This is a genomic window from Paracoccus sp. ME4 (assembly GCF_046736325.1).
Classification (GTDB): domain Bacteria; phylum Pseudomonadota; class Alphaproteobacteria; order Rhodobacterales; family Rhodobacteraceae; genus Paracoccus.
Map to the genome: position 1 here is coordinate 752,024 of NZ_CP151276.1, position 16,965 is coordinate 768,988.

The following is a 16,965-nucleotide window of genomic DNA, read 5'->3' on the forward strand; positions in this document are numbered from 1 at the left end:
TCCAACTGGGGCCATGAGGTCGAGAAATTCGAGGAGGCGAGCTGATGGCGGCCCGCGTCCGCTACCAGGGCGTCTGCGTCGAGCGGCTGCGCCGCGCGCATGCCGATGTGGCAAGGCTGGTTCTTGAGGAGCCTGCCGCACTTCCCATCTTCGAGCGCCTGGACCACGAGTTACGTGCGGCAGAGGCGATGCTCGCAGATGATCCCATCACGGCCGCCCGCGCCATGCTGTCGGCCAGAACGCGAGCGTTGTCATAAGCTAAATCAGCTCAATTTAAGGATTGTCACGGTCAGCAGTTGCACTCTCTCCCTCTAGAGGCTCTGTTTTTCGTGCTTCTTCTGCACCCATAAGCCACTTTTCGCATCGCCTATACAAGAGGTCGTGCCATCGCTCTAACGGGACAACGGCCCATGGAAAGTCCAGATACTTTCCAACCGACAGAACGAATATAAGTGCCGCGATGATTAGAAACCCACGAAAGAGAGAAGATGTTAGACCGTCTCCGACAAGCATTACAAAACAAGTTGTTATAATAAAGATGTACATGAAGCGCTCACGGTTGAATCTAAGCTTCACGTCTTGAAGCTCGTCCTCAAGTGTCGCTGCCTTGTCATCTAGACGCTTGTCGGGAGGGGAGCGCCTAAAGCTATCGAGGTCCGAACTTTCGTCGGGCAGATTCTCAGAATCAGTTCGCCGCGAATTTTCTAGGATTTCTCCGCTTGTACTCTTCGTAGATCGCGTCATCTGGAATGCCGTTGTTTCGTGCGCGAGGTATGTAGTGCTCCGCCCACGCTCCCCCAGACCAATGCGTGATGTCAACTAGATCGCCAGCGCTGTAGCTTAGAAACCTTTTGCAAACATCATCGAGTACTTTCCGCCGTGGATCATCCACTTTGAACGAAAGAGCTTCTGTGAAGACAGGCTTTATAGCGCTAGAGCCAAAACCCTTGACCTTGTGATACAGGTTCGGCTCCACTGGACCATAGTCCCAAGCTTGGAATGATCCGTCGAACAGCGGTTTACCGCCATGTCTTCCCATATAGATCATCTGAGCCAAATACATCAGCTTTTGCAGCTGAAGGTTTGACACCGTCCAGCCGGACTTTTCGCAGATGTATTTGGCTACACTTTCCATGCGAGCAGCCATCACAAACCCCTTTCGCGCGCGCCCGCCAAGTGAACGCGCTCCTACGCTCCAAGATGGATGTAGACTCTGGTTATCGCAAGATGTAAAGGACACCGTTTAGAACAAAACACGAACAATTGCTTACCTATGGTACGGCTTCTTGGCTCTTGGTTTAACGCGCTGAAATTAATCAACTAATATGAGGATGCGTGTGCGTCAGGTGCGTCGTACGAGAGCGCTACCTGTGAAATAATCGCAGCCGACGTCTCCAACGGAGCGCCGACGCCGTAGCGCTCCCGCTGCAGTTTGTGCCCCATCAGATCGGCCCGAATCCTCTCATCGACACCCGCTGCAAGCATCCGGTCCTCGAAGCTGTGCCGCAGGCCGTACATGCTGTGCGCAGGCGTCTCCATGAGGTCGTTCTCGCGCAGGAACTTGTTGACCACCGCGCTCAGCGACCCGCTGACCTGGTAGCGTGGGAAGCCCTCGGGGTGCCGCCTCATCGCGTTCAGGCTTACGCCCAGCAGCGGGATCTTGCGCCGTGAATAGACCGTCTTGAGGGTCCGGCCGTCCGGCTCGATCGAGATGTGCGGAACCTTGTGCCCCAGCAGGATGTGATGCGGCCTCAGACCGGCGATCTCGGCCGGGCGGCAGCCCGTGTTGATCAGCGCAAGCAGAATGTCACGTGCCTGGTCGTTCAGGCCGTCCAGCACGCCGGGCTTCAGCAGCACCGTCCTGATCCAGTCGTTCGAGAAGGGCAGGCGGGTGTTCTGCTCGCCTTCCGAGAAGGCCAGCTTGCCGACGGGCAGATCCACGCGCAGGCGCTTCATCTCGTTGACGGTGCGCAGAATGTTCACCAGGGCCGATATGTCCTTGTTGGCGCTGTTGGCCGTCATCCCCTCGTCGCGGATGCGTTCCCACCACCACTGGCGGAAGTCCAGCATGTGGTCGCGGGTGATCGACGCGAGCGGGATGTCGCCCGCGATGTCGATGAAGTTGGTCACCGCCCGCTTGCGCTGGTTGCGCCAGATCCGCAGCTGGTTCGTGTCCTTGCCGTGGGTGCGCTCCTCGGTCAGCACCCAAAAGATGTTCAGCGCTTCGCTGACCGTGATCGCCGGCGGATCGGTCAGCCCCAGCACCGCGACGGCATCGGCCTTCAAGAGGTTGCCGCCGGGGCCGCGTGCGGCGTCGACCCGATCGAGGATCTCGTCGAGGGGCTGGCGGGCCACCTGCGGCGCCTTCGCGAAACGGAAGCCGTGGGCCTGGGCCAGATCGCGTGCAGCCTCGAAGCGTACCAGGGCGTCATCGGCCTGGCCCTTGAGCCGTGCCTCCCATCCTTGGCAGGTCTGGTCCCACACGGCCGCGGCCTTGGCCTCGGCTTCGAGGCGCGAGTCGGTCTTGAGCGAGATCACCAGCCAGGGCCGTGTCTCGACCCCCTGATACCGCGAGGGGACGCGCCGCTTTAGATAATAGGTGGTGCCGCGAAGGATGAGGGTCATGGGCGAGACTATGCGTGACCCGCTCCAAGCCTGCAATCGGTTGATGCACAAAATGGTGCGCAAAATGATGCGCATGATTTGAGGTCCGCGACGGCGCCCACAATGCAACTTTGCCTAATGCGCTGATTTAACAGTGTTTATCTCGGCGCGATGAGGGGATTTTTGGAGCGGGTGACGGGAATCGAACCCGTGTCTCTAGCTTGGAAGGCTAGGGTCTTACCATTACACAACACCCGCGCTGCACCGGGGTATAATCCGGGCGCGCGGCGGGTTCAAGCGGTGGCGTCACCGTCTTTGGGCAAAGAATTGCCGCAGCAGGTGGCGCGATGCGTCCGCGGCGATCCCGTCATAGACCTCGGGGCGGTGATGGCATTGCGCGTGGCTGAAGACCTGCGCGCCATGCGCCACGCCCCCCATCCGCGCATCCGCCGCCCCGTAGTAGAGCCGCGCGATCCGCGCCGCCGAGATCGCGCCCGCGCAGATCGGGCAGGGCTCCAGCGTGACCCACAGGTCATGGCCCGGCAGGCGTTCGGACCCCAGGGCGCGGCAGGCGGCGCGGATGGCCAGGACCTCGGCATGGGCGGTCGGATCGCACAGCTCGCGCGTGCGGTTGCCCTCGGCCGCGACCACCCGGCCATGCGGGTCGGTGACGACCGCGCCGACCGGCACCTCGCCGCGCAGGGCGGCGGCCTGCGCCTGCTCCAGCGCCAGGGCCATATGCGTGGTGAAGGGGCTCATCGCCCGCTTGTCGCAAGCCCGGCGGCGCTTCGCAAGCGGGGCAAAGAAACGCTTCCCACGAAGGCCGCATGGGCGTATGCACCCCCTTTGCCCCGCAGCGATGCGAAGGAGACGCGCATGACCGATGACACCACCCCCGACCGCAAGACCCCCCAGACCGCCCCGCGCACGCAGGCGGATCGCATCGCCAAGGTGATGGCGCGGGCGGGCGTCGCCAGCCGCCGCGAGGCCGAGCGCATGATCATCGAGGGTCGCGTCGCGGTGAACGGGACCAAGATCGACAGCCCCGCGCTGGACGTGCTGCCGACCGACCGGATCACCGTCGACGGCAAGAAGCTGGACGAGCCGCAGGAGACGCGGCTGTGGCTCTACTACAAGCCCCTGGGGCTGGTGACCTCCGAGAATGACGAGCTGGGCCGGCAGACCGTGTTCGACGCGCTGCCGCGCGACATGCCGCGGGTGATGACCGTGGGGCGGCTGGACTTGAACTCAGAGGGTCTGCTGCTGCTGACCAATGACGGCGAGCTGAAGCGGCGGCTGGAGCTGCCCTCGACGGGCTGGCTGCGCCGCTATCGGGTGCGGGTGAACGGCACGCCCTCGGACATGACCTTCGATCCGCTGCGCCGCGGCGTGACCATCGAGGGCGAGGATTTCGCACCCATGGAGATCAAGCTGGACAGCCAGCAGGGCGCGAACGCCTGGATCAGCGTCGGCATCCGCGAGGGCAAGAACCGCGAGATCCGCCGGGCGATGGCCCATGTCGGGCTTCAGGTGAACCGCCTGATCCGCATCGGTTACGGCCCGTTCAAGCTGACCGGCATGGACAAGAACCAGGTCACCGAGGTCAAGCGCAAGGTGATGCGCGACCAGCTGGGCGGGCTGCTGACCGGCGAGGCCGAGGAGAAGCCGCGCGAGATGCGCCCGCGCGGTGCCGGGGGCGAGCGTCCCGCCCGCGACGGCGCCGCGCGCCGACCCGGCGGCAAGCCCGGCTTTGCGGCCGGGGCCGAGCGTGAGGGTCGTCCGGCCCGCAGCTGGGGCGCGAAATCCGCCGAGGGCGGCTTCGGCGGTCCGCGTCCGGTGCGCGACGGCGATGCCAAGGGCTTCGGCGACCGCCCGCGCGCGGATGGCGACAAGCCGCGCTGGAAGAAGTCCGGCCCCTCCGACGCGCCCCGCGGCGCCGACGATGGCCGTCCCGCGCGCTTCGCGGGCAAGCCGGGCGAGGCGCGCAAGCCCTTCGGCGGTCCGCGCGGCGAGGGTGACGGCCCGCGCAAGCCCTTCGGCAAGCCGCGCGCGGATGGCGATCGCAAGCCCTTCGGCGGCCCGCGCAGCGAGGGTGACGGTCCGCGCAAGCCCTTCGGAAAGCCGCGCGCGGATGGCGATCGCAAGCCCTTCGGCGGTCCGCGCAGCGAGGGTGACGGTCCGCGCAAGCCCTTCGGCACGCCGCGCGCCGATGGCGACCGCAAGCCCTTCGGCGGTCCGCGCAGCGAGAGTGACGGCCCGCGCAAGCCCTTCGGAAAGCCGCGCGCGGATGGCGACCGCAAGCCCTTCGGCGGCCCGCGCAGCGAGGGTGATGGCCCGCGCAAGCCCTTCGGCAAGCCGCGTGCCGATGGCGATCGCAAGCCCTTCGGCGGTCCGCGCGGCGAGGGTGACGGTCCGCGCAAACCCTTCGGCAAGCCGCAGGGCCGGCCGGGCGGTGCAGGCGGGCCGAAGCCGCGGGGCGACCGGCCCCAGGGCGGGCGTGCCGGCGGCAAGCCCCGGGGCTGAGCCGCGCGACATGAGAAAGGGGCCGACCTGCCGGGTCGGCCCCTTTCTCATGCGCGAATCATGGCGTCACTTGGTCAGGATCAGCTTGCCGGCGCGGGTGATGCGCAGCTGATAGACTTGGTCATCCAGCACGATCAGGGCCTGGTTGCCGCCCTGTGTCAGGTCGGTGGCATCATGCTGCGGCATCCGGGCCAGGATCGAGGTGCCGGGGCGGGTGAAATCGGCGGGGCGCGTTGCGGTCATGGTCAGCCTCATGCGGGTCATCGGTGATGCCCTGAAGCTGACAAATTCATTCAGGATTGTCAAAGTATTTTAGTCAGGATTCTGTACGCGCCTGAATTTTCCTGTTTCGGCCGGGTCACTCCTGATCCAGACAGTCCAGCAGCGTATCTGCCATCTGCGTCAGCAGGGCGTCGTACTGCCCCGCGCCGGGGGCCAGGGCACCACCTTCGGGGCTCAGCTCTCCGCCCAGGGTCAGCGTGCTGCCTTCGGTGACCGTGGCGATCAAGGCCGGGTCATGGGCGTATTCCGGAAAGGCGCAGGTCGCGCCGGACTGCGCGATCTGGGCGCGAATCTCGGCGATGCGGGCGGCCGACGGGGTCGAGGCATCGCCCAGCGCGACCGGGATCGCGGGCTGCAGGCCGAAATGCTCGGTGAAGTAGCCGTAGGCGTCGTGGAAGACCACGAAACGCGCATCGGCCACCGGGGCCAGCCGGGCGGTCAGCGTGGCGTCCAACGCGGTCAGGCGGTCGACCGCAGCGCGCGCATTGGCCTGATAGGTCTGCGCGTTCTCGGGGTCCTGCTCCGAGAGGGTCCGGGCGATCGCGTCCAGCCAGGTGACCGCGTTCTGCGGGTTCAGCCAGGCGTGCGGATCGGTTCCGTCATGGGCATGGTCATGATCCCCGTGATCGTGGTCGCCATGATCGTGGTCGTGGTCGTGGTCGTGGTCGTGGTCGTGGTCGTGGTCGTGGTCGTGGTCGTGGTCGTGGTCGCCATGGTCGTGGTCGTCATGCGCCTCCGTTTCCGCCGCGCCATAGGAACGGGTCTGCGTGCCCTCCACCGTCAGCAGGCGCAGCTCGGCACCGCCGCTGAGCGAGCCTTGGGCGCGGTCCAGCCAGGGGGTCAGCTCGGGCCCGACCCAGACCACCAGATCGGCCGATTGCAGGGCCCGCGCGTCCGAAGGCCGCATCTGATAGTGATGGGCGCTGGCGCCCTGCGGCAGCAGGACCCGCACCTCGCCCAGATCGCCCATCACCTCCTGGACCAGCGCGCCGGTCGGGGCCAGGTCGGCGACGACCTGCGGCGCGGCCCAGAGCGGGGTGGCGGTGATGGCCAGCAGGACGGAGAGGGACAGGCTGCGCATGGGAGGCTCCTTGCGGGAAAGGGGGTTTGTTGCGATGCGGGGGTTCTGTGTGTTACAGGGTAACAAGTCAACCTGAATGTAATAAGATAACGCCTTTGCGCGCGAAGGAGCCTCCGTGCCCGATCCCGATCATGCCATCGCCGCGACATTCGCGCCGCACGACCATCAGGAATGTGCGCACCGCGCGCTGGATCAGGCGTCGGCGCGGCTGGCCGATCAGGGCGCGCGCCTGACGCCGGTCCGCCGCCGCACGCTGGAGATCCTGCTGGAGAGCCACCGCGCCATGGGTGCCTATGAGGTGCTGGACCGGCTGGCCGCCGAGGGCTTCGGACGTCAGCCGCCGGTCGCCTATCGCGCGCTGGAGTTCCTGGTCGCGCATGGGCTGGCGCATCGGCTGCAGCGGCTGAACGCCTTCGCGGCCTGCCTGCATCCGGGCCAGGACCACCACCCGGCCTTCCTGATCTGCCGCAGCTGCGACAAGGTCGCCGAGGCCGCCGCCGCCCCCATCCGCGACGTCCTCGGCGCGGTCGCGGCCCAGGGCGGCTTCCGGGTCGAGCGCGCCACCATCGAGGCGCTTGGCCTCTGCGCGACCTGCGCCGCCGAGGAGGGGGCCGCATGACCGCCCCCCTGATCCAGTCGCGCGATCTGACCGTCCACCGGCCCGGCACCTCGGAACCCGTGCTGGCCCATGTCGATTTTCGCATCCTGCCAGGAGAGATCGTGACCGTCGTCGGCCCGAACGGCTCGGGCAAGTCGTCGCTGATCCGGGCGCTTCTGGGCCAGATGCCGCTGGCCTCCGGAGAAGTCACGCGGCGCGACGCGCTGCGCATCGGCTATGTTCCGCAGCGGGTGCAGCTGGACACCGCGATCCCGATGACGGTGCGGCGCTTCCTGTCGCTGCCGGTGCGCGTGGACGACGCGCAGGCCGACGCCGCGCTGGCGCGGACCGGGGTGCCGGGCCTGGGGCGGCGTCAGCTGACCCAGCTGTCGGGCGGTCAGTTCCAGCGCGTCCTGCTGGCGCGCGCGCTGCTGTCGGACCCGCATCTGCTGGTGCTGGACGAGCCGACGCAGGGCCTGGACCAGCCCGGCATCGTCGCCTTCTATCAGCTGATCGAGGAGGTGCGCCGCCAGACCGGCGCGGCCGTCCTGATGGTCAGCCACGACCTGCTGGTGGTGATGCGCTCGTCGGATCGGGTGGTCTGCCTGAACGGGCATGTCTGCTGCGAGGGCACCCCCCAGCATGTCAGCACCGCCCCCGAATACCGCGCCCTGTTCGGCGCCGAGGCGCAGGGCACGCTGGCGCTGTACCGCCACCGCCACGACCACGATCACGACGGCACCGGCGGCCATCTGCACGGCCCCGGCTGCGGCCACGACCACGACACGGGGGACCACGCGGCCCATGCTTGACGACTTCTTCATCCGGGCCATCCTGGCGGGGCTTGGCCTTGCGGTGGTCGCGGGGCCGCTCGGCAGCTTCGTGGTCTGGCGGCGCATGGCCTATTTCGGCGATTCGACCGCACATGCGGCGATCCTGGGCGTGGCGCTGGCGCTGGCCTTCGATCTGTCGATCTATGCCGGCACCCTGGCGGTGGCGGTGGCGATGGCCTGCCTGGTGTCGGCGCTGGTGGCGCGGGGACAGGCCATGGACACGATGCTGGGCGTGCTGTCGCATTCCGCGCTGGCGGTGGGCCTGGTCGCGATCAGCTTCGTGCCGTCGGCGCGGTCGGACCTGTCGGGCTATCTCTTCGGCGACATCCTGGCGGTGGGCCGCGGCGATCTGGCGCTGATCTGGGCGGGGGCGGCACTGGTCATGGCGGTGCTGCTCTGGCGCTGGCAGCGGCTGGTCACCAGCAGCCTCAACGAGGAGCTGGCCATGGCCGCCGGCATCGACCCGCGGATCGAGCGGCTGATCCTGTCGCTGTGCCTGGCGGTGACCGTGGCCCTCGCGATTCGAGTGGTCGGATCGCTGCTGATCTCGGCCATGCTGATCGTGCCGGCGGCGGCGGCCCGCACATGGGCGCGCACCCCCGAGCGGATGGCCGCCGGCGCCGCCCTGATCGCCGGTGCCTCGGTCGTTCTGGGGCTGGGCTCCAGCCTTCGGATGGACACGCCCGCCGGTGCCTCGATCGTGAGCGCGGCGGCGATTTTTTTCGTCCTGTCCCAAGCACTTCGGCGCGGCTAGTGCGGATTTGTCACAGGTTTTCCGGGGGTTTGCCCCGTCGGGAACAAAGGCGCGAAATCGGTGTTGGCCAATATGCAACAGTGCATGCAGGCCCACGGCGGATTCAATTCAATCCAGCTTTTCAACTCTCCGGGTTTGTGTAACTGTCGCCCCGATGTTGCCAGCAATGGCAGCCGTCAAACGAAACGGAGCATGATCATGACCAAATTCGCTACCTTCGCCGCCGCCCTCGGCCTGACCGCAACCTCGGCTCTGGCCGGTGGCTATGTCGCCCCCGTCGTGGAAGTCGAGCCCGTCGTCGTCGAAGAGCAAGCCGCCTCGTCGAACGCCGGCCTGGTGGTTCCCGCCCTGCTGCTGCTGGGCGTCATCGCCGCCGTCGCTTCGGACGACGACGACAGCTGATATCGGAACGGATCGTTCCGACGATCCGGTCCACAAGGGGCTGGCCATTGGCCAGCCCCTTTTTCGTTGTCCGCAGCGTAGCTGCAAGGGGACACGTGATCCCGGCCCGACATCGGTTGCGTGGCGAAGGCCGGTCCCGCGAAGGGGCTGGGGTGCGGGGATAAGCCTGCATCAAGCGCTTTGTGCTGACCTTTGCTCACAGAGGGCCGTTCGGGTTTTCTGATGCCAAGCGACCTGAGGACAGCGCACATATCGGCCTGAAACGGGCTGTCCTCTGGTGTGTGAACGCGATCTCATGCCCACAGGCGTGAAGCGCCCCATCGTCGGTTTGATCCAGATCAGAGTGGGAGGCGCTTGATGTGGCGGGCCGTCTCGGTGGCACGTCTGCAAGGCAGCGCATCTGCGAAAAGGGTGGTCCCCTTTCAAGGTCTGGATTGTCCCGAACGCATTCCTGACCGTGCTGCGGCTTAGGGTCATAGACGCTGCGCATCGCGTCCGACGGAATGCGCGTTCTCCCTATAGACGTGCCGCACGACTAAGTGGTTGCAGCCCGCTCCTACGGCAATTGCCCGAGATCCGGGGGCGCGGCATGGTCACCATGACGCCGGCCTTTGTCGGAGACCCCGATCACAACACTGCTGCAACAGCTGTTGTCCGCCGGGGCGCGCATCCTGTCGCGCCAGGGCGCGTCCAGGGCGGTCGGCGCCATCGGGCTGGGCTGACCCCAGTTGAACCCCCCTCTCGCGACATCACGAATAACGAAGAGGCGGGTGTCGCCATACGCCGCGCGGGGCGATGCGCAGCCGACTGGCCCGGCGTTGCTCGCAACCGTGGCCGTGACGCGGGTCTCCGGATCGGTCAGGGAAACCTGGCGCTCCGGTGCGTCAGCCCACGCCGTACGCATCGGCCCGAGTTTCTCGACTTCCTTGCTTGAGGCGCCCGTATCGCTGCACCGGATGCTCAACCTTGTCGGCATGCCTTTCGTCTGCTTCCGGCGGCCGCTTCGCGCCAATTCGGTCATGCAGAGTTCGGCATCGGGCTCGAAATGCTCAAGATGACCAGCGAACTTGGCCGTGGTCAGATTGCGACCCCGGCTGCCTGTAGCCTTGAACATGCATCCGTGGATCGCCGTGAGATCGCGCGGCACCATGCCGAGCCCGCGGTACAGCACCTTGCATCCGGCGCAGGTCTTGCGAATGACCTCCTCGGTATCGCGTCTGAAGGCCGCAGTCGTCTCTTGGTCCGGCACCGGACGGGCGGGCAGGCGCATCACCGCGCCATTCCGCCCGACTTCCCGGTTCAGCCTGCGGGCGGACGGAGCGCGATCCAGATCGCCGTGGATGAACAGCGTAGCAGCACCGCCGGACGATAGCGGGGCGGCCCTGTCCGCCCCGGCGAGTCATGTCCGAAACCAAGCCCCCCGGCAGATTGAGGTCGCCGATCATGCGGACCGGACCATCCCGATCCACCCGCAGGTCAGGAAACGCGCCGTCCGACCCCCGGTCCACACCCCAAGTGAAACCCGCCGTCCGACCCTGCCGCTGGCCTGCAAAGGTCAGGCACAGCGTCGACCGGCAAGGTCCGTTCGCGCTCAGGGGCGCAGGGTCTGGATGGTCAGATAGCCCAGGCCCGGCCCGATCCACTGGCGCGACACCGGGATCTGTCCGTTCTGCACCAGATAGTTGTTCTGGAACGTCGTGCCGTGGCCCTCGCAGCTTTCGACGATCACGCCGGGATTGGGGCCGGGCGCCGTGGTGCAGGCGAATTGCAGCGGCCGTTCCAGCCCGTCGCCCGAGAGGTAGCGCATGATGCGCGTCCCGCTGCCGGACTGGCCGGCGCGGATCAGCGCCTCGGTGCCGGGCTCGGCGACCGACAGGTCGCGACCCAGGCCCTTGGTGCCGATCAGCAGGCCGTCGCGCAGGATGACGGCCTCCTCGGCGGGGGTCATGTAGGTGCGCAGGCGCCCGTTCTGCCCGGTCATGGCCATGACCTGGTTGCGGCCCAGCCCCTCGAACCCGGCCTGGATCAGCGGGCCAGGATTGACCCGCAGCGCCTCGGCCGCGGCCTCCTGGGGGCTGCGCGCGGGCGCGGCGGATTCGGCCGTCCGGCGCGCGCCCACCGTCTCGGTGGCGGTGCGCAGCAGCTCGGACAGGGGTCCGCCGCCGCTCTCGTCGGGTCCGGTGTTGCCGCAGGCCGCCAGCGCCGCCAGCGCGGCGCCCGCCAGGATTGCGCGCATCTGCTTGCCGCCGTTCATCGCCAGAACCTCCCCCAGCCTTCATAGAGATCAACCGTGTGGCTCTCGCGCACCCGGTCATAAAGCCGCCCGTTGACCGTCACGCGCGAACCGCCGTCGCGCGAGAGCGAGCGGATGTTGGTCGAGACGCGGTCGCGGCTGGCCTGACCCGTGGCCCAGCCAAGCGGGATGGACAGGGTCACGCCCTTGTCGAAGCTGCCCTCGCCGAACTCCTCGGCCGACAGGTCGGTCTTGGTCGCATAGGCACCGACGCGCCAGCCATTGGCGAATTCGCGCGCCAGCGTCACCGTCGCGCCCACGTCGCCGGCCAGGTACTGGCCCACGTCCAGCTGGGCGGTGAAGCCCTGCGTGAATTCGTAATAGGCCGAGACGTGACCCGTGGTGACCTCGTAGTCGCGGAAGTCGAACAGCTGGTCGAAGTCGCGCTTGCGCACGCGGTTGATCTCGGCGCCGAAGGCCAGCTGCGAATTGGCGGGCTTCCACAGTGCCTCGGCCGAGACGCCGCCATAGGCGCGCTCCAGCAGGCCGACCGTCACGCGGGTATAGACCGCATCCGACGGCTTGGCATACCAGGCCAGCGTCAGCTCGGGGATCACCGGGCTGGAATTGCCGGTATACATGCGCGTGTCAGACCGGACCCGCGGCACGCCCTGGGGGGTGGTCTCCAGGCTGGGATCGGCCTCGTATTCCTCGGGGCTGTAGTATTCACCGCGCTGGCCGGGGATGCCCGGTCCGCGCTGTCCGATGTCGCCGAACGCGCGCTGGCGCAGCGCGCCGGTGGCGATCAGGCCGGGCATGATCTCGTAGCTGGCGCGGGCCTCGGCGCCGACCTCATGGGTGATGCCGTCCTCGGCGCTGAAGATGCCGATGTCCAGATAGGGCTTCACCGACCAGCGGAAGCGTGGATAGACGTCCTGGCTGGGCACCAGCCCCGCGACGGGCGCCGCATCCGACAGGGTCGAGGCGGCGGCGATCTGCCCGGCCTCGGTGTTCTCCAGCCGCTCGATGTCGCTGCGCCGCACCGTGACCGAGGAGGTCGGCATCCCATCGGTGACCGAGGTGATGACGAAGGTCTCGACCGAGGGGGGCAGGGCGCGGGTCATCAGGCGGGCGGTGCGGCCCACGGCCTCGGCCTGCGCGATGTAGCGCTGGTTGCGCAGCCGCACCTCGGCGCGGGCGGGCGACAGGGCCATGCTCTCCAGGATCATCCCCTCATCGGCCATGCCGTCGCCCAGGGCCTTCTGGATCGCGGGCTGGGCGGTGGGGTCCTGCGACCAGCTGCCCGACCAGCCCTCGGGGTCCTGCGCGGGGGCCGGGCGCGGGCGCACCGGGGCGGGCGCGCTCTCCAGGCCCGACGGATAGGTCGCGTCGCGCGGGTTCAGCGCGATGGTCAGCTGCGCGCCGAAGGTGCTGCCGCCGATGGTATAGATCCCGGCCTCGTAGTTGCGGCCGAAGCGGTAGCTGGCGCCCAGGTTCAGCTTGCTGGACGGCTCGTCGCCCTGCTGGAAGACGTTCCCGTTGCTGTAGCGCGCCTGATAGATGTCGTTGGAATATTCCGCCGTCAGGTTCAGCTTGTCGTTCACCTGCCAGCTGACCGAGGCGAAGGGCTTGGCGCCGCCGCTGAACCAGTCGTCCACGTTGGGCGTGCCGCCCTGATCGGTCACGTCGATCACCCGCGGCTTGCCCGCCAGCGTGCCCCAGCCCAGGCCGACCGAGGCGCGGACCGTGGGCGTCACGTTGCGCGTGGCGACGATGTATTCGCCCGAATAGACGCCGGTGCCCAGGAAGTCCTGCAGGCCCACGGCCACCGCCGGGCGCCATCCGTCCTCGTCCTCGTCCACGATCTGATAGCGCAGGTCCAGCGAGCGGTCCGAGATGAACCCTTCGGCCCGGAAGTCGTCGATGCCGTCGACGCGGCCATAGCGCAGGACCGTGGTCAGCCCCGGCAGCGCCTGGAAGAAGATGTTGCCGCGCCGCGCGTAGTCCGACAGCGACAGGGTCGCGCCCAGGCTGCCATCGGGCAGCGTCTCGGCGGTGGGCGTGTCGATGCCGCCGGGCAGGCCGTAGGTCGACATGTTGCGCCCCAGCATCGGGTCGGCGGTGGCGACGCCGACGCCCGACCCCACGATCAGGGCCAAGGGCAGGGTGGTGGCCATCAGCTGGCGGGTCAGACGCGAGCGGCGCATCGGCGGCTTCCTTTCGGCGGCGGGGGCAGGGCTGGCAGGCGAGTGGCAGGCTTTCATGCGCGGATCGACACACGAATGCGTGATCCGCGCGGGGGTCATCCGGCGGCCGGTGCGGCCTCGGCCGTCGCGGGGGCGGCCTCGGCGGTCGGCGCGGGCGCGGCGGGGGCCTGCGCGGGGCTGGCGCAGCCCTGCAGGCTCTGGCCGTTGACGGTCAGCCGTGCGGTCAGCGGGAACCGCTCGTCCGCCATGCTGTCCTGGCAGGGGGTGGCGCGCAGGTTCAGCACGAAGGGCCGCCCGCCCAGCACGCCGATGTATTCGACGCCCTGCGCGAAGACCAGGCGGTTGACGCTGATGCGCGTGCCATCCTGGTCGTCGGGGGTGCGGTACGTGGCCGTGCCGTCGTTGACCTGCACGTTCCAGAAGGGCTCGTTGCCGCGCGCGACGAAGGCGGTGCTGCGATAGGTCAGCGGCTCGGCGGTCGAGACCGGGCGCGCGGGCTCGGCGCCGGTCTCGATCGGCTGCTCCAGCGGCGAGACGGCGGGCGGGCGCGGGCCTGCGGGCTGTTCGGGGGCGGCCTCCTCGAGGCCGACGCCGCGGCGCAGGTCGGTCATCGCCTGGCTGTCGCAGGCGGCCAGCGGCAGGGACGTCAGCGCCACCAGGGCAAGACGCGGAAACGGGATGCGCGGGAACATGGGGCTTCGGCCTTCTGGTTCGGTCTTGATCACTGTCGATCAAGCGTTAGCAATCGCCGGGCCCGGGGGCAAGCGTTCCGCCCGGCGCAGGCAGACCGCCGCCACCCGCATCGATCCACGCGGAAACATCGTGGTTCAGTTGATAAATGATGGAATTTGCACGCGCGCGTCGGGGTCGCTGCGGTTCGTTATTGAAGGTGCTGAGGAAAGCGGCGATGATTCCGGTCATGAGCGACATTTCGGCACGTTTGCGATGATCACTGACCCGTCGGACGCGATGACGCCCGACCCGGCGATGGACGGGCCCCGGTTCGGGCGCTTTTCCTGGGATGGCGGACGCATGGCCCGGGCCATCGGCGCGTTCGACTGGTCGGCCACGCCGCTGGGTCCGATCTCGGGCTGGCCCGTGTCGCTGCTTAGCGCGGTGCGCACCATGCTGGGGCAGCGGCATGCGTCCTGCATGTTCTGGGGACCGGAGCTGATCATGCTCTATAACGACGCCTATGCGCCCGTCCTGGGGCGCAAGGAGGAGCGGGCCCTGGGCCAGCCTTTCCAGCAGATCTGGGCGGATGTCTGGAACGACGTCAGGCCGCTGGTCGACCAGACCCTGTCCGGACAGGGCACCTATTGCGAGGAGATGCGCCTGGTCATGACCCGCAACGGGTTCGACGAGGAGACCTTCTGGACCTTCAGCTATGCGCCCCTCTACGACGACCGGGGGCAGGTCGCGGGTCTGCTGAACATCACCGTCGACATGACCGCCCTGGTCACGGCCCGCCGGAACGAGCAGGTGATGCAGCAGGAGCTGCTGCACCGGATCAAGAACATCCTGTCGGTGACCTCGACCGTGGTCTCCTCAAGCCTGCGCAACGCGGCGACCATCCAGGAGGCGCGCGACACCGTCGGCGCGCGGATCATGGCGCTGGCCAAGGCGCAGGGGCTGTTCACCGGCCTGGGCGACAGCGCCGACATCACCGAGGTCATGGCCCGGTCGATCGGCGCGCATCTGGTCGGCAACGACCGCATCCGCCTGTCGGGGCCGTCGATCCCGCTGAGCAGCCAGCAGGCGGTGGGCCTGTCGCTGGCCCTCTACGAGCTGGCGACCAACGCGGCCAAGTACGGCGCCTTGGCCAGCCCGCAGGGCGTGGTCGATCTGTCCTGGTCCGTCCGCGAGGGGGACTTTGCCCTGGACTGGCAGGAGAGCGGCGGTGCAGAGGTCGTCCCGCCCAAGCGCGAGGGCTTCGGCTCGCGGCTGGTGAACATGATCGTGCCGGCCTATTTCGACGGGCAGGGCCGGGCCGACTACCTGCCCCACGGCCTGCATTACCGCCTGCGCGGACAGCTGACCCCCTAGCAGTTCGGGACGTTCACGGCGAGACCGCCGAGGGACGTCTCCTTGTACTTGTCGGACATGTCGCGGCCGGTCTGGCGCATCGTCTCGATCGCGGCGTCCAGCGGCACGATATGGCTGCCGTCGCCGCGCAGCGCGAGGCTCGCGGCCGCCACGGCCTTGATCGCGCCCAGGCCGTTCCGCTCGATGCAGGGGACCTGCACCAGCCCGCGCACCGGGTCGCAGGTCATGCCCAGGTGATGCTCCAGCGCGATCTCGGCCGCGTTCTCGACCTGCTGGGGGGTGCCGCCCAGGACGGCGGCCAGACCCGCGGCGGCCATCGCGGCGGCCGATCCGACCTCGGCCTGGCAGCCGCATTCCGCGCCCGAGATGCTGGCATTGTGCTTGATCAGCCCGCCCACCGCCGCCGCGGTCAGCAGGAAATCGGGCAGCAGCCGCTCCGACGCGCCCGGCACATGGTCCAGCCAGTATCGGATCACCGCGGGCACCGTCCCCGCGGCGCCGTTGGTGGGCGCGGTCACGACCTGCCCGCCATCGGCATTCTCCTCGTTCACGGCCATCGCATAGGCCGACATCCAGTCGTTCACCACATGCGGGGCGGTCATGTTCAGCCCGCGTTCGGCCTGCAGCGCGTCATGGATCGCCTTGGCGCGCCGGCGCACGTTCAGCCCGCCGGGCAGGATCCCCTCGGCCGACAGGCCCCGGTCAATGCAGTCGCGCATCGCGCCCCAGATCCGCTCCAGCCCGGCCTGCAGCTCGGCGCGCGACCGGAAGCACAGCTCGTTCTCCTCCTTCATGCGGGCGATGGACTTGCCCGACCGCTGCGCCATCTCCAGCATCTCGGCGGCGCTGGCGAAGGGGTGGGGGACGCTGGCGGAGGCGTCCGTGCGCATCGCGCCCGCCTTGTCGGCCAGCTCCTCCTCGGTCATCACGAAGCCGCCGCCGATGGAGTAGTAGACCTGGCGGAAGATCACGTCCCCCTGCGCATCGACCGCCGACAGCACCATCCCGTTCGCATGCCCCGGCAGCGCGTGATCATAATCGAAGCGCAGGTCCCGCTCCGGATCGAAGGCCAGCGGCCCCAGCCCCTGCGGATGCAGCATCCCGGTCTCGCGGTTCTGCGCCAGCGCGGCCTCGGCCGCATCGCGGTCCATGCTGGCGGGGGTGAAGCCCGCCAGCCCCAGGATCGTGGCGCGGTCGGTCGCGTGACCCTTGCCGGTGAAGGCCAGGCTGCCATGCAGGCTGGCGCGCAGGCCATGGGCGCTGAAGGGCTGGATGCGCAGCGCGTCCAGAAAGCGCTGTCCCGCGACCATCGGCCCCATCGTGTGCGACGAGGACGGCCCGACGCCCAGCTTGAACAGATCGAAGACCGACAGGAACATGGCCACCCCCTTGCATTTCCGCG

General features: G+C 68.1%; 18 protein-coding genes and 1 tRNA gene. 7 read left to right on the forward strand and 12 right to left on the reverse strand.

The window, feature by feature from the left end:
* The first annotated feature begins 44 nt into the window (after positions 1–44).
* On the forward strand, positions 45–257 hold the full coding sequence (locus AACG61_RS03850) for a hypothetical protein (RefSeq protein ID WP_411838699.1): 213 nt from the start codon (positions 45–47) through the stop codon (positions 255–257).
* A 428-nt stretch (positions 258–685) separates the two neighbouring features.
* Here AACG61_RS03850 and AACG61_RS03855 read toward each other — a convergent pair whose 3' ends face one another.
* From AACG61_RS03855 to AACG61_RS03870, 4 genes are all read right to left on the reverse strand, one after another.
* Positions 686–1,147 (reverse strand): Panacea domain-containing protein, encoded by a 462-nt coding sequence (locus AACG61_RS03855; RefSeq protein WP_411838700.1) that lies wholly within the window; start codon positions 1,145–1,147, stop codon positions 686–688.
* A gap of 173 nt (positions 1,148–1,320) precedes the next feature.
* Positions 1,321–2,625 carry a DUF6538 domain-containing protein gene (locus AACG61_RS03860; protein WP_411838701.1) on the reverse strand — a complete coding sequence of 435 codons (1,305 nt, stop codon included), beginning with the start codon at positions 2,623–2,625 and terminating at the stop codon, positions 1,321–1,323.
* Between the two features lie 163 nt (positions 2,626–2,788).
* Positions 2,789–2,862 (reverse strand) — tRNA-Gly (locus AACG61_RS03865).
* 48 nt (positions 2,863–2,910) lie between these two features.
* Entirely contained in the window at positions 2,911–3,363 is a 453-nt protein-coding gene (locus AACG61_RS03870; protein WP_411838702.1) for a nucleoside deaminase, read from the reverse strand.
* A gap of 117 nt (positions 3,364–3,480) precedes the next feature.
* Here AACG61_RS03870 and AACG61_RS03875 point away from each other — a divergent pair, with 117 nt between their 5' ends.
* Complete coding sequence (locus AACG61_RS03875) at positions 3,481–5,127, forward strand: pseudouridine synthase (RefSeq protein WP_411838703.1); 1,647 nt, start codon at positions 3,481–3,483, stop codon at positions 5,125–5,127.
* Positions 5,128–5,193: 66 nt separating this feature from the next.
* Here AACG61_RS03875 and hemP read toward each other — a convergent pair whose 3' ends face one another.
* Both hemP and AACG61_RS03885 read right to left on the reverse strand, forming a co-directional pair.
* Positions 5,194–5,370 carry a hemin uptake protein HemP gene (gene hemP, locus AACG61_RS03880; protein WP_411838704.1) on the reverse strand — a complete coding sequence of 59 codons (177 nt, stop codon included), beginning with the start codon at positions 5,368–5,370 and terminating at the stop codon, positions 5,194–5,196.
* Positions 5,371–5,485: 115 nt separating this feature from the next.
* Positions 5,486–6,490, reverse strand: a complete 1,005-nt coding sequence (locus AACG61_RS03885; RefSeq protein ID WP_411838706.1) for a zinc ABC transporter substrate-binding protein — start codon at positions 6,488–6,490, stop codon at positions 5,486–5,488.
* Positions 6,491–6,605: 115 nt separating this feature from the next.
* Here AACG61_RS03885 and AACG61_RS03890 point away from each other — a divergent pair, with 115 nt between their 5' ends.
* From AACG61_RS03890 to AACG61_RS03905, 4 genes are all read left to right on the forward strand, one after another.
* Positions 6,606–7,109, forward strand: a complete 504-nt coding sequence (locus tag AACG61_RS03890) for a Fur family transcriptional regulator (protein WP_411838707.1) — start codon at positions 6,606–6,608, stop codon at positions 7,107–7,109.
* Positions 7,106–7,900, forward strand: coding sequence for an ATP-binding cassette domain-containing protein (locus tag AACG61_RS03895; RefSeq protein WP_411838708.1), 795 nt, complete (start codon positions 7,106–7,108; stop codon positions 7,898–7,900). The genes AACG61_RS03890 and AACG61_RS03895 overlap by 4 nt, the downstream gene beginning before the upstream one ends.
* Complete coding sequence (locus tag AACG61_RS03900) at positions 7,893–8,675, forward strand: metal ABC transporter permease (protein WP_411838710.1); 783 nt, start codon at positions 7,893–7,895, stop codon at positions 8,673–8,675. Before AACG61_RS03895 ends, AACG61_RS03900 begins: the two co-directional genes overlap by 8 nt.
* Positions 8,676–8,867: 192 nt before the next feature.
* Entirely contained in the window at positions 8,868–9,077 is a 210-nt protein-coding gene (locus tag AACG61_RS03905) for a hypothetical protein (RefSeq protein WP_022706616.1), read from the forward strand.
* A gap of 556 nt (positions 9,078–9,633) precedes the next feature.
* Here the strand turns inward: AACG61_RS03905 and AACG61_RS03910 are convergent.
* The 5 genes from AACG61_RS03910 to AACG61_RS03930 form a co-directional block, all read right to left on the reverse strand.
* Positions 9,634–10,347, reverse strand: coding sequence for a hypothetical protein (locus AACG61_RS03910; protein ID WP_411838711.1), 714 nt, complete (start codon positions 10,345–10,347; stop codon positions 9,634–9,636).
* 321 nt (positions 10,348–10,668) lie between these two features.
* Positions 10,669–11,313, reverse strand: coding sequence for a YjbF family lipoprotein (locus tag AACG61_RS03915; RefSeq protein ID WP_411838712.1), 645 nt, complete (start codon positions 11,311–11,313; stop codon positions 10,669–10,671).
* Between the two features lie 14 nt (positions 11,314–11,327).
* The gene (locus AACG61_RS03920; RefSeq protein WP_411838713.1) at positions 11,328–13,517 is read right to left on the reverse strand and encodes a YjbH domain-containing protein; all 2,190 of its coding nucleotides are present in this window, start codon (positions 13,515–13,517) and stop codon (positions 11,328–11,330) included.
* 95 nt (positions 13,518–13,612) lie between these two features.
* The gene (locus tag AACG61_RS03925) at positions 13,613–14,209 is read right to left on the reverse strand and encodes a COG3650 family protein (RefSeq protein ID WP_411838714.1); all 597 of its coding nucleotides are present in this window, start codon (positions 14,207–14,209) and stop codon (positions 13,613–13,615) included.
* Positions 14,210–14,255: 46 nt separating this feature from the next.
* Positions 14,256–14,447: a hypothetical protein gene (locus AACG61_RS03930; protein ID WP_411838715.1), complete on the reverse strand. Its 192-nt coding sequence runs from the start codon at positions 14,445–14,447 to the stop codon at positions 14,256–14,258.
* 15 nt (positions 14,448–14,462) lie between these two features.
* On the opposite strand from AACG61_RS03930, the gene AACG61_RS03935 reads away from it, so the two are divergent.
* Positions 14,463–15,563 (forward strand): sensor histidine kinase, encoded by a 1,101-nt coding sequence (locus AACG61_RS03935; RefSeq protein ID WP_411838716.1) that lies wholly within the window; start codon positions 14,463–14,465, stop codon positions 15,561–15,563.
* Here the strand turns inward: AACG61_RS03935 and AACG61_RS03940 are convergent.
* Complete coding sequence (locus tag AACG61_RS03940) at positions 15,560–16,942, reverse strand: L-serine ammonia-lyase (protein WP_411838717.1); 1,383 nt, start codon at positions 16,940–16,942, stop codon at positions 15,560–15,562. The two genes, AACG61_RS03935 and AACG61_RS03940, sit on opposite strands and share 4 nt — an antisense overlap.
* Positions 16,943–16,965: the final 23 nt, after the last annotated feature.

Excerpts from the sequence above, each read along its gene's own strand:
- AACG61_RS03850 (WP_411838699.1), top strand. The coding sequence starts at position 45 with ATGGCGGCCCGCGTCCGCTACCAGGGCGTCTGCGTCGAGCGGCTGCGC.
- AACG61_RS03855 (WP_411838700.1), bottom strand. The coding sequence starts at position 1,147 with ATGGCTGCTCGCATGGAAAGTGTAGCCAAATACATCTGCGAAAAGTCC.
- AACG61_RS03860 (WP_411838701.1), bottom strand. The coding sequence starts at position 2,625 with ATGACCCTCATCCTTCGCGGCACCACCTATTATCTAAAGCGGCGCGTC.
- AACG61_RS03870 (WP_411838702.1), bottom strand. The coding sequence starts at position 3,363 with ATGAGCCCCTTCACCACGCATATGGCCCTGGCGCTGGAGCAGGCGCAG.
- AACG61_RS03875 (WP_411838703.1), top strand. The coding sequence starts at position 3,481 with ATGACCGATGACACCACCCCCGACCGCAAGACCCCCCAGACCGCCCCG.
- hemP (WP_411838704.1), bottom strand. The coding sequence starts at position 5,370 with ATGACCGCAACGCGCCCCGCCGATTTCACCCGCCCCGGCACCTCGATC.
- AACG61_RS03885 (WP_411838706.1), bottom strand. The coding sequence starts at position 6,490 with ATGCGCAGCCTGTCCCTCTCCGTCCTGCTGGCCATCACCGCCACCCCG.
- AACG61_RS03895 (WP_411838708.1), top strand. The coding sequence starts at position 7,106 with ATGACCGCCCCCCTGATCCAGTCGCGCGATCTGACCGTCCACCGGCCC.
- AACG61_RS03900 (WP_411838710.1), top strand. The coding sequence starts at position 7,893 with ATGCTTGACGACTTCTTCATCCGGGCCATCCTGGCGGGGCTTGGCCTT.
- AACG61_RS03905 (WP_022706616.1), top strand. The coding sequence starts at position 8,868 with ATGATCATGACCAAATTCGCTACCTTCGCCGCCGCCCTCGGCCTGACC.
- AACG61_RS03910 (WP_411838711.1), bottom strand. The coding sequence starts at position 10,347 with ATGCGCCTGCCCGCCCGTCCGGTGCCGGACCAAGAGACGACTGCGGCC.
- AACG61_RS03915 (WP_411838712.1), bottom strand. The coding sequence starts at position 11,313 with ATGCGCGCAATCCTGGCGGGCGCCGCGCTGGCGGCGCTGGCGGCCTGC.
- AACG61_RS03920 (WP_411838713.1), bottom strand. The coding sequence starts at position 13,517 with ATGCGCCGCTCGCGTCTGACCCGCCAGCTGATGGCCACCACCCTGCCC.
- AACG61_RS03925 (WP_411838714.1), bottom strand. The coding sequence starts at position 14,209 with ATGTTCCCGCGCATCCCGTTTCCGCGTCTTGCCCTGGTGGCGCTGACG.
- AACG61_RS03930 (WP_411838715.1), bottom strand. The coding sequence starts at position 14,447 with ATGTCGCTCATGACCGGAATCATCGCCGCTTTCCTCAGCACCTTCAAT.
- AACG61_RS03935 (WP_411838716.1), top strand. The coding sequence starts at position 14,463 with ATGATCACTGACCCGTCGGACGCGATGACGCCCGACCCGGCGATGGAC.
- AACG61_RS03940 (WP_411838717.1), bottom strand. The coding sequence starts at position 16,942 with ATGTTCCTGTCGGTCTTCGATCTGTTCAAGCTGGGCGTCGGGCCGTCC.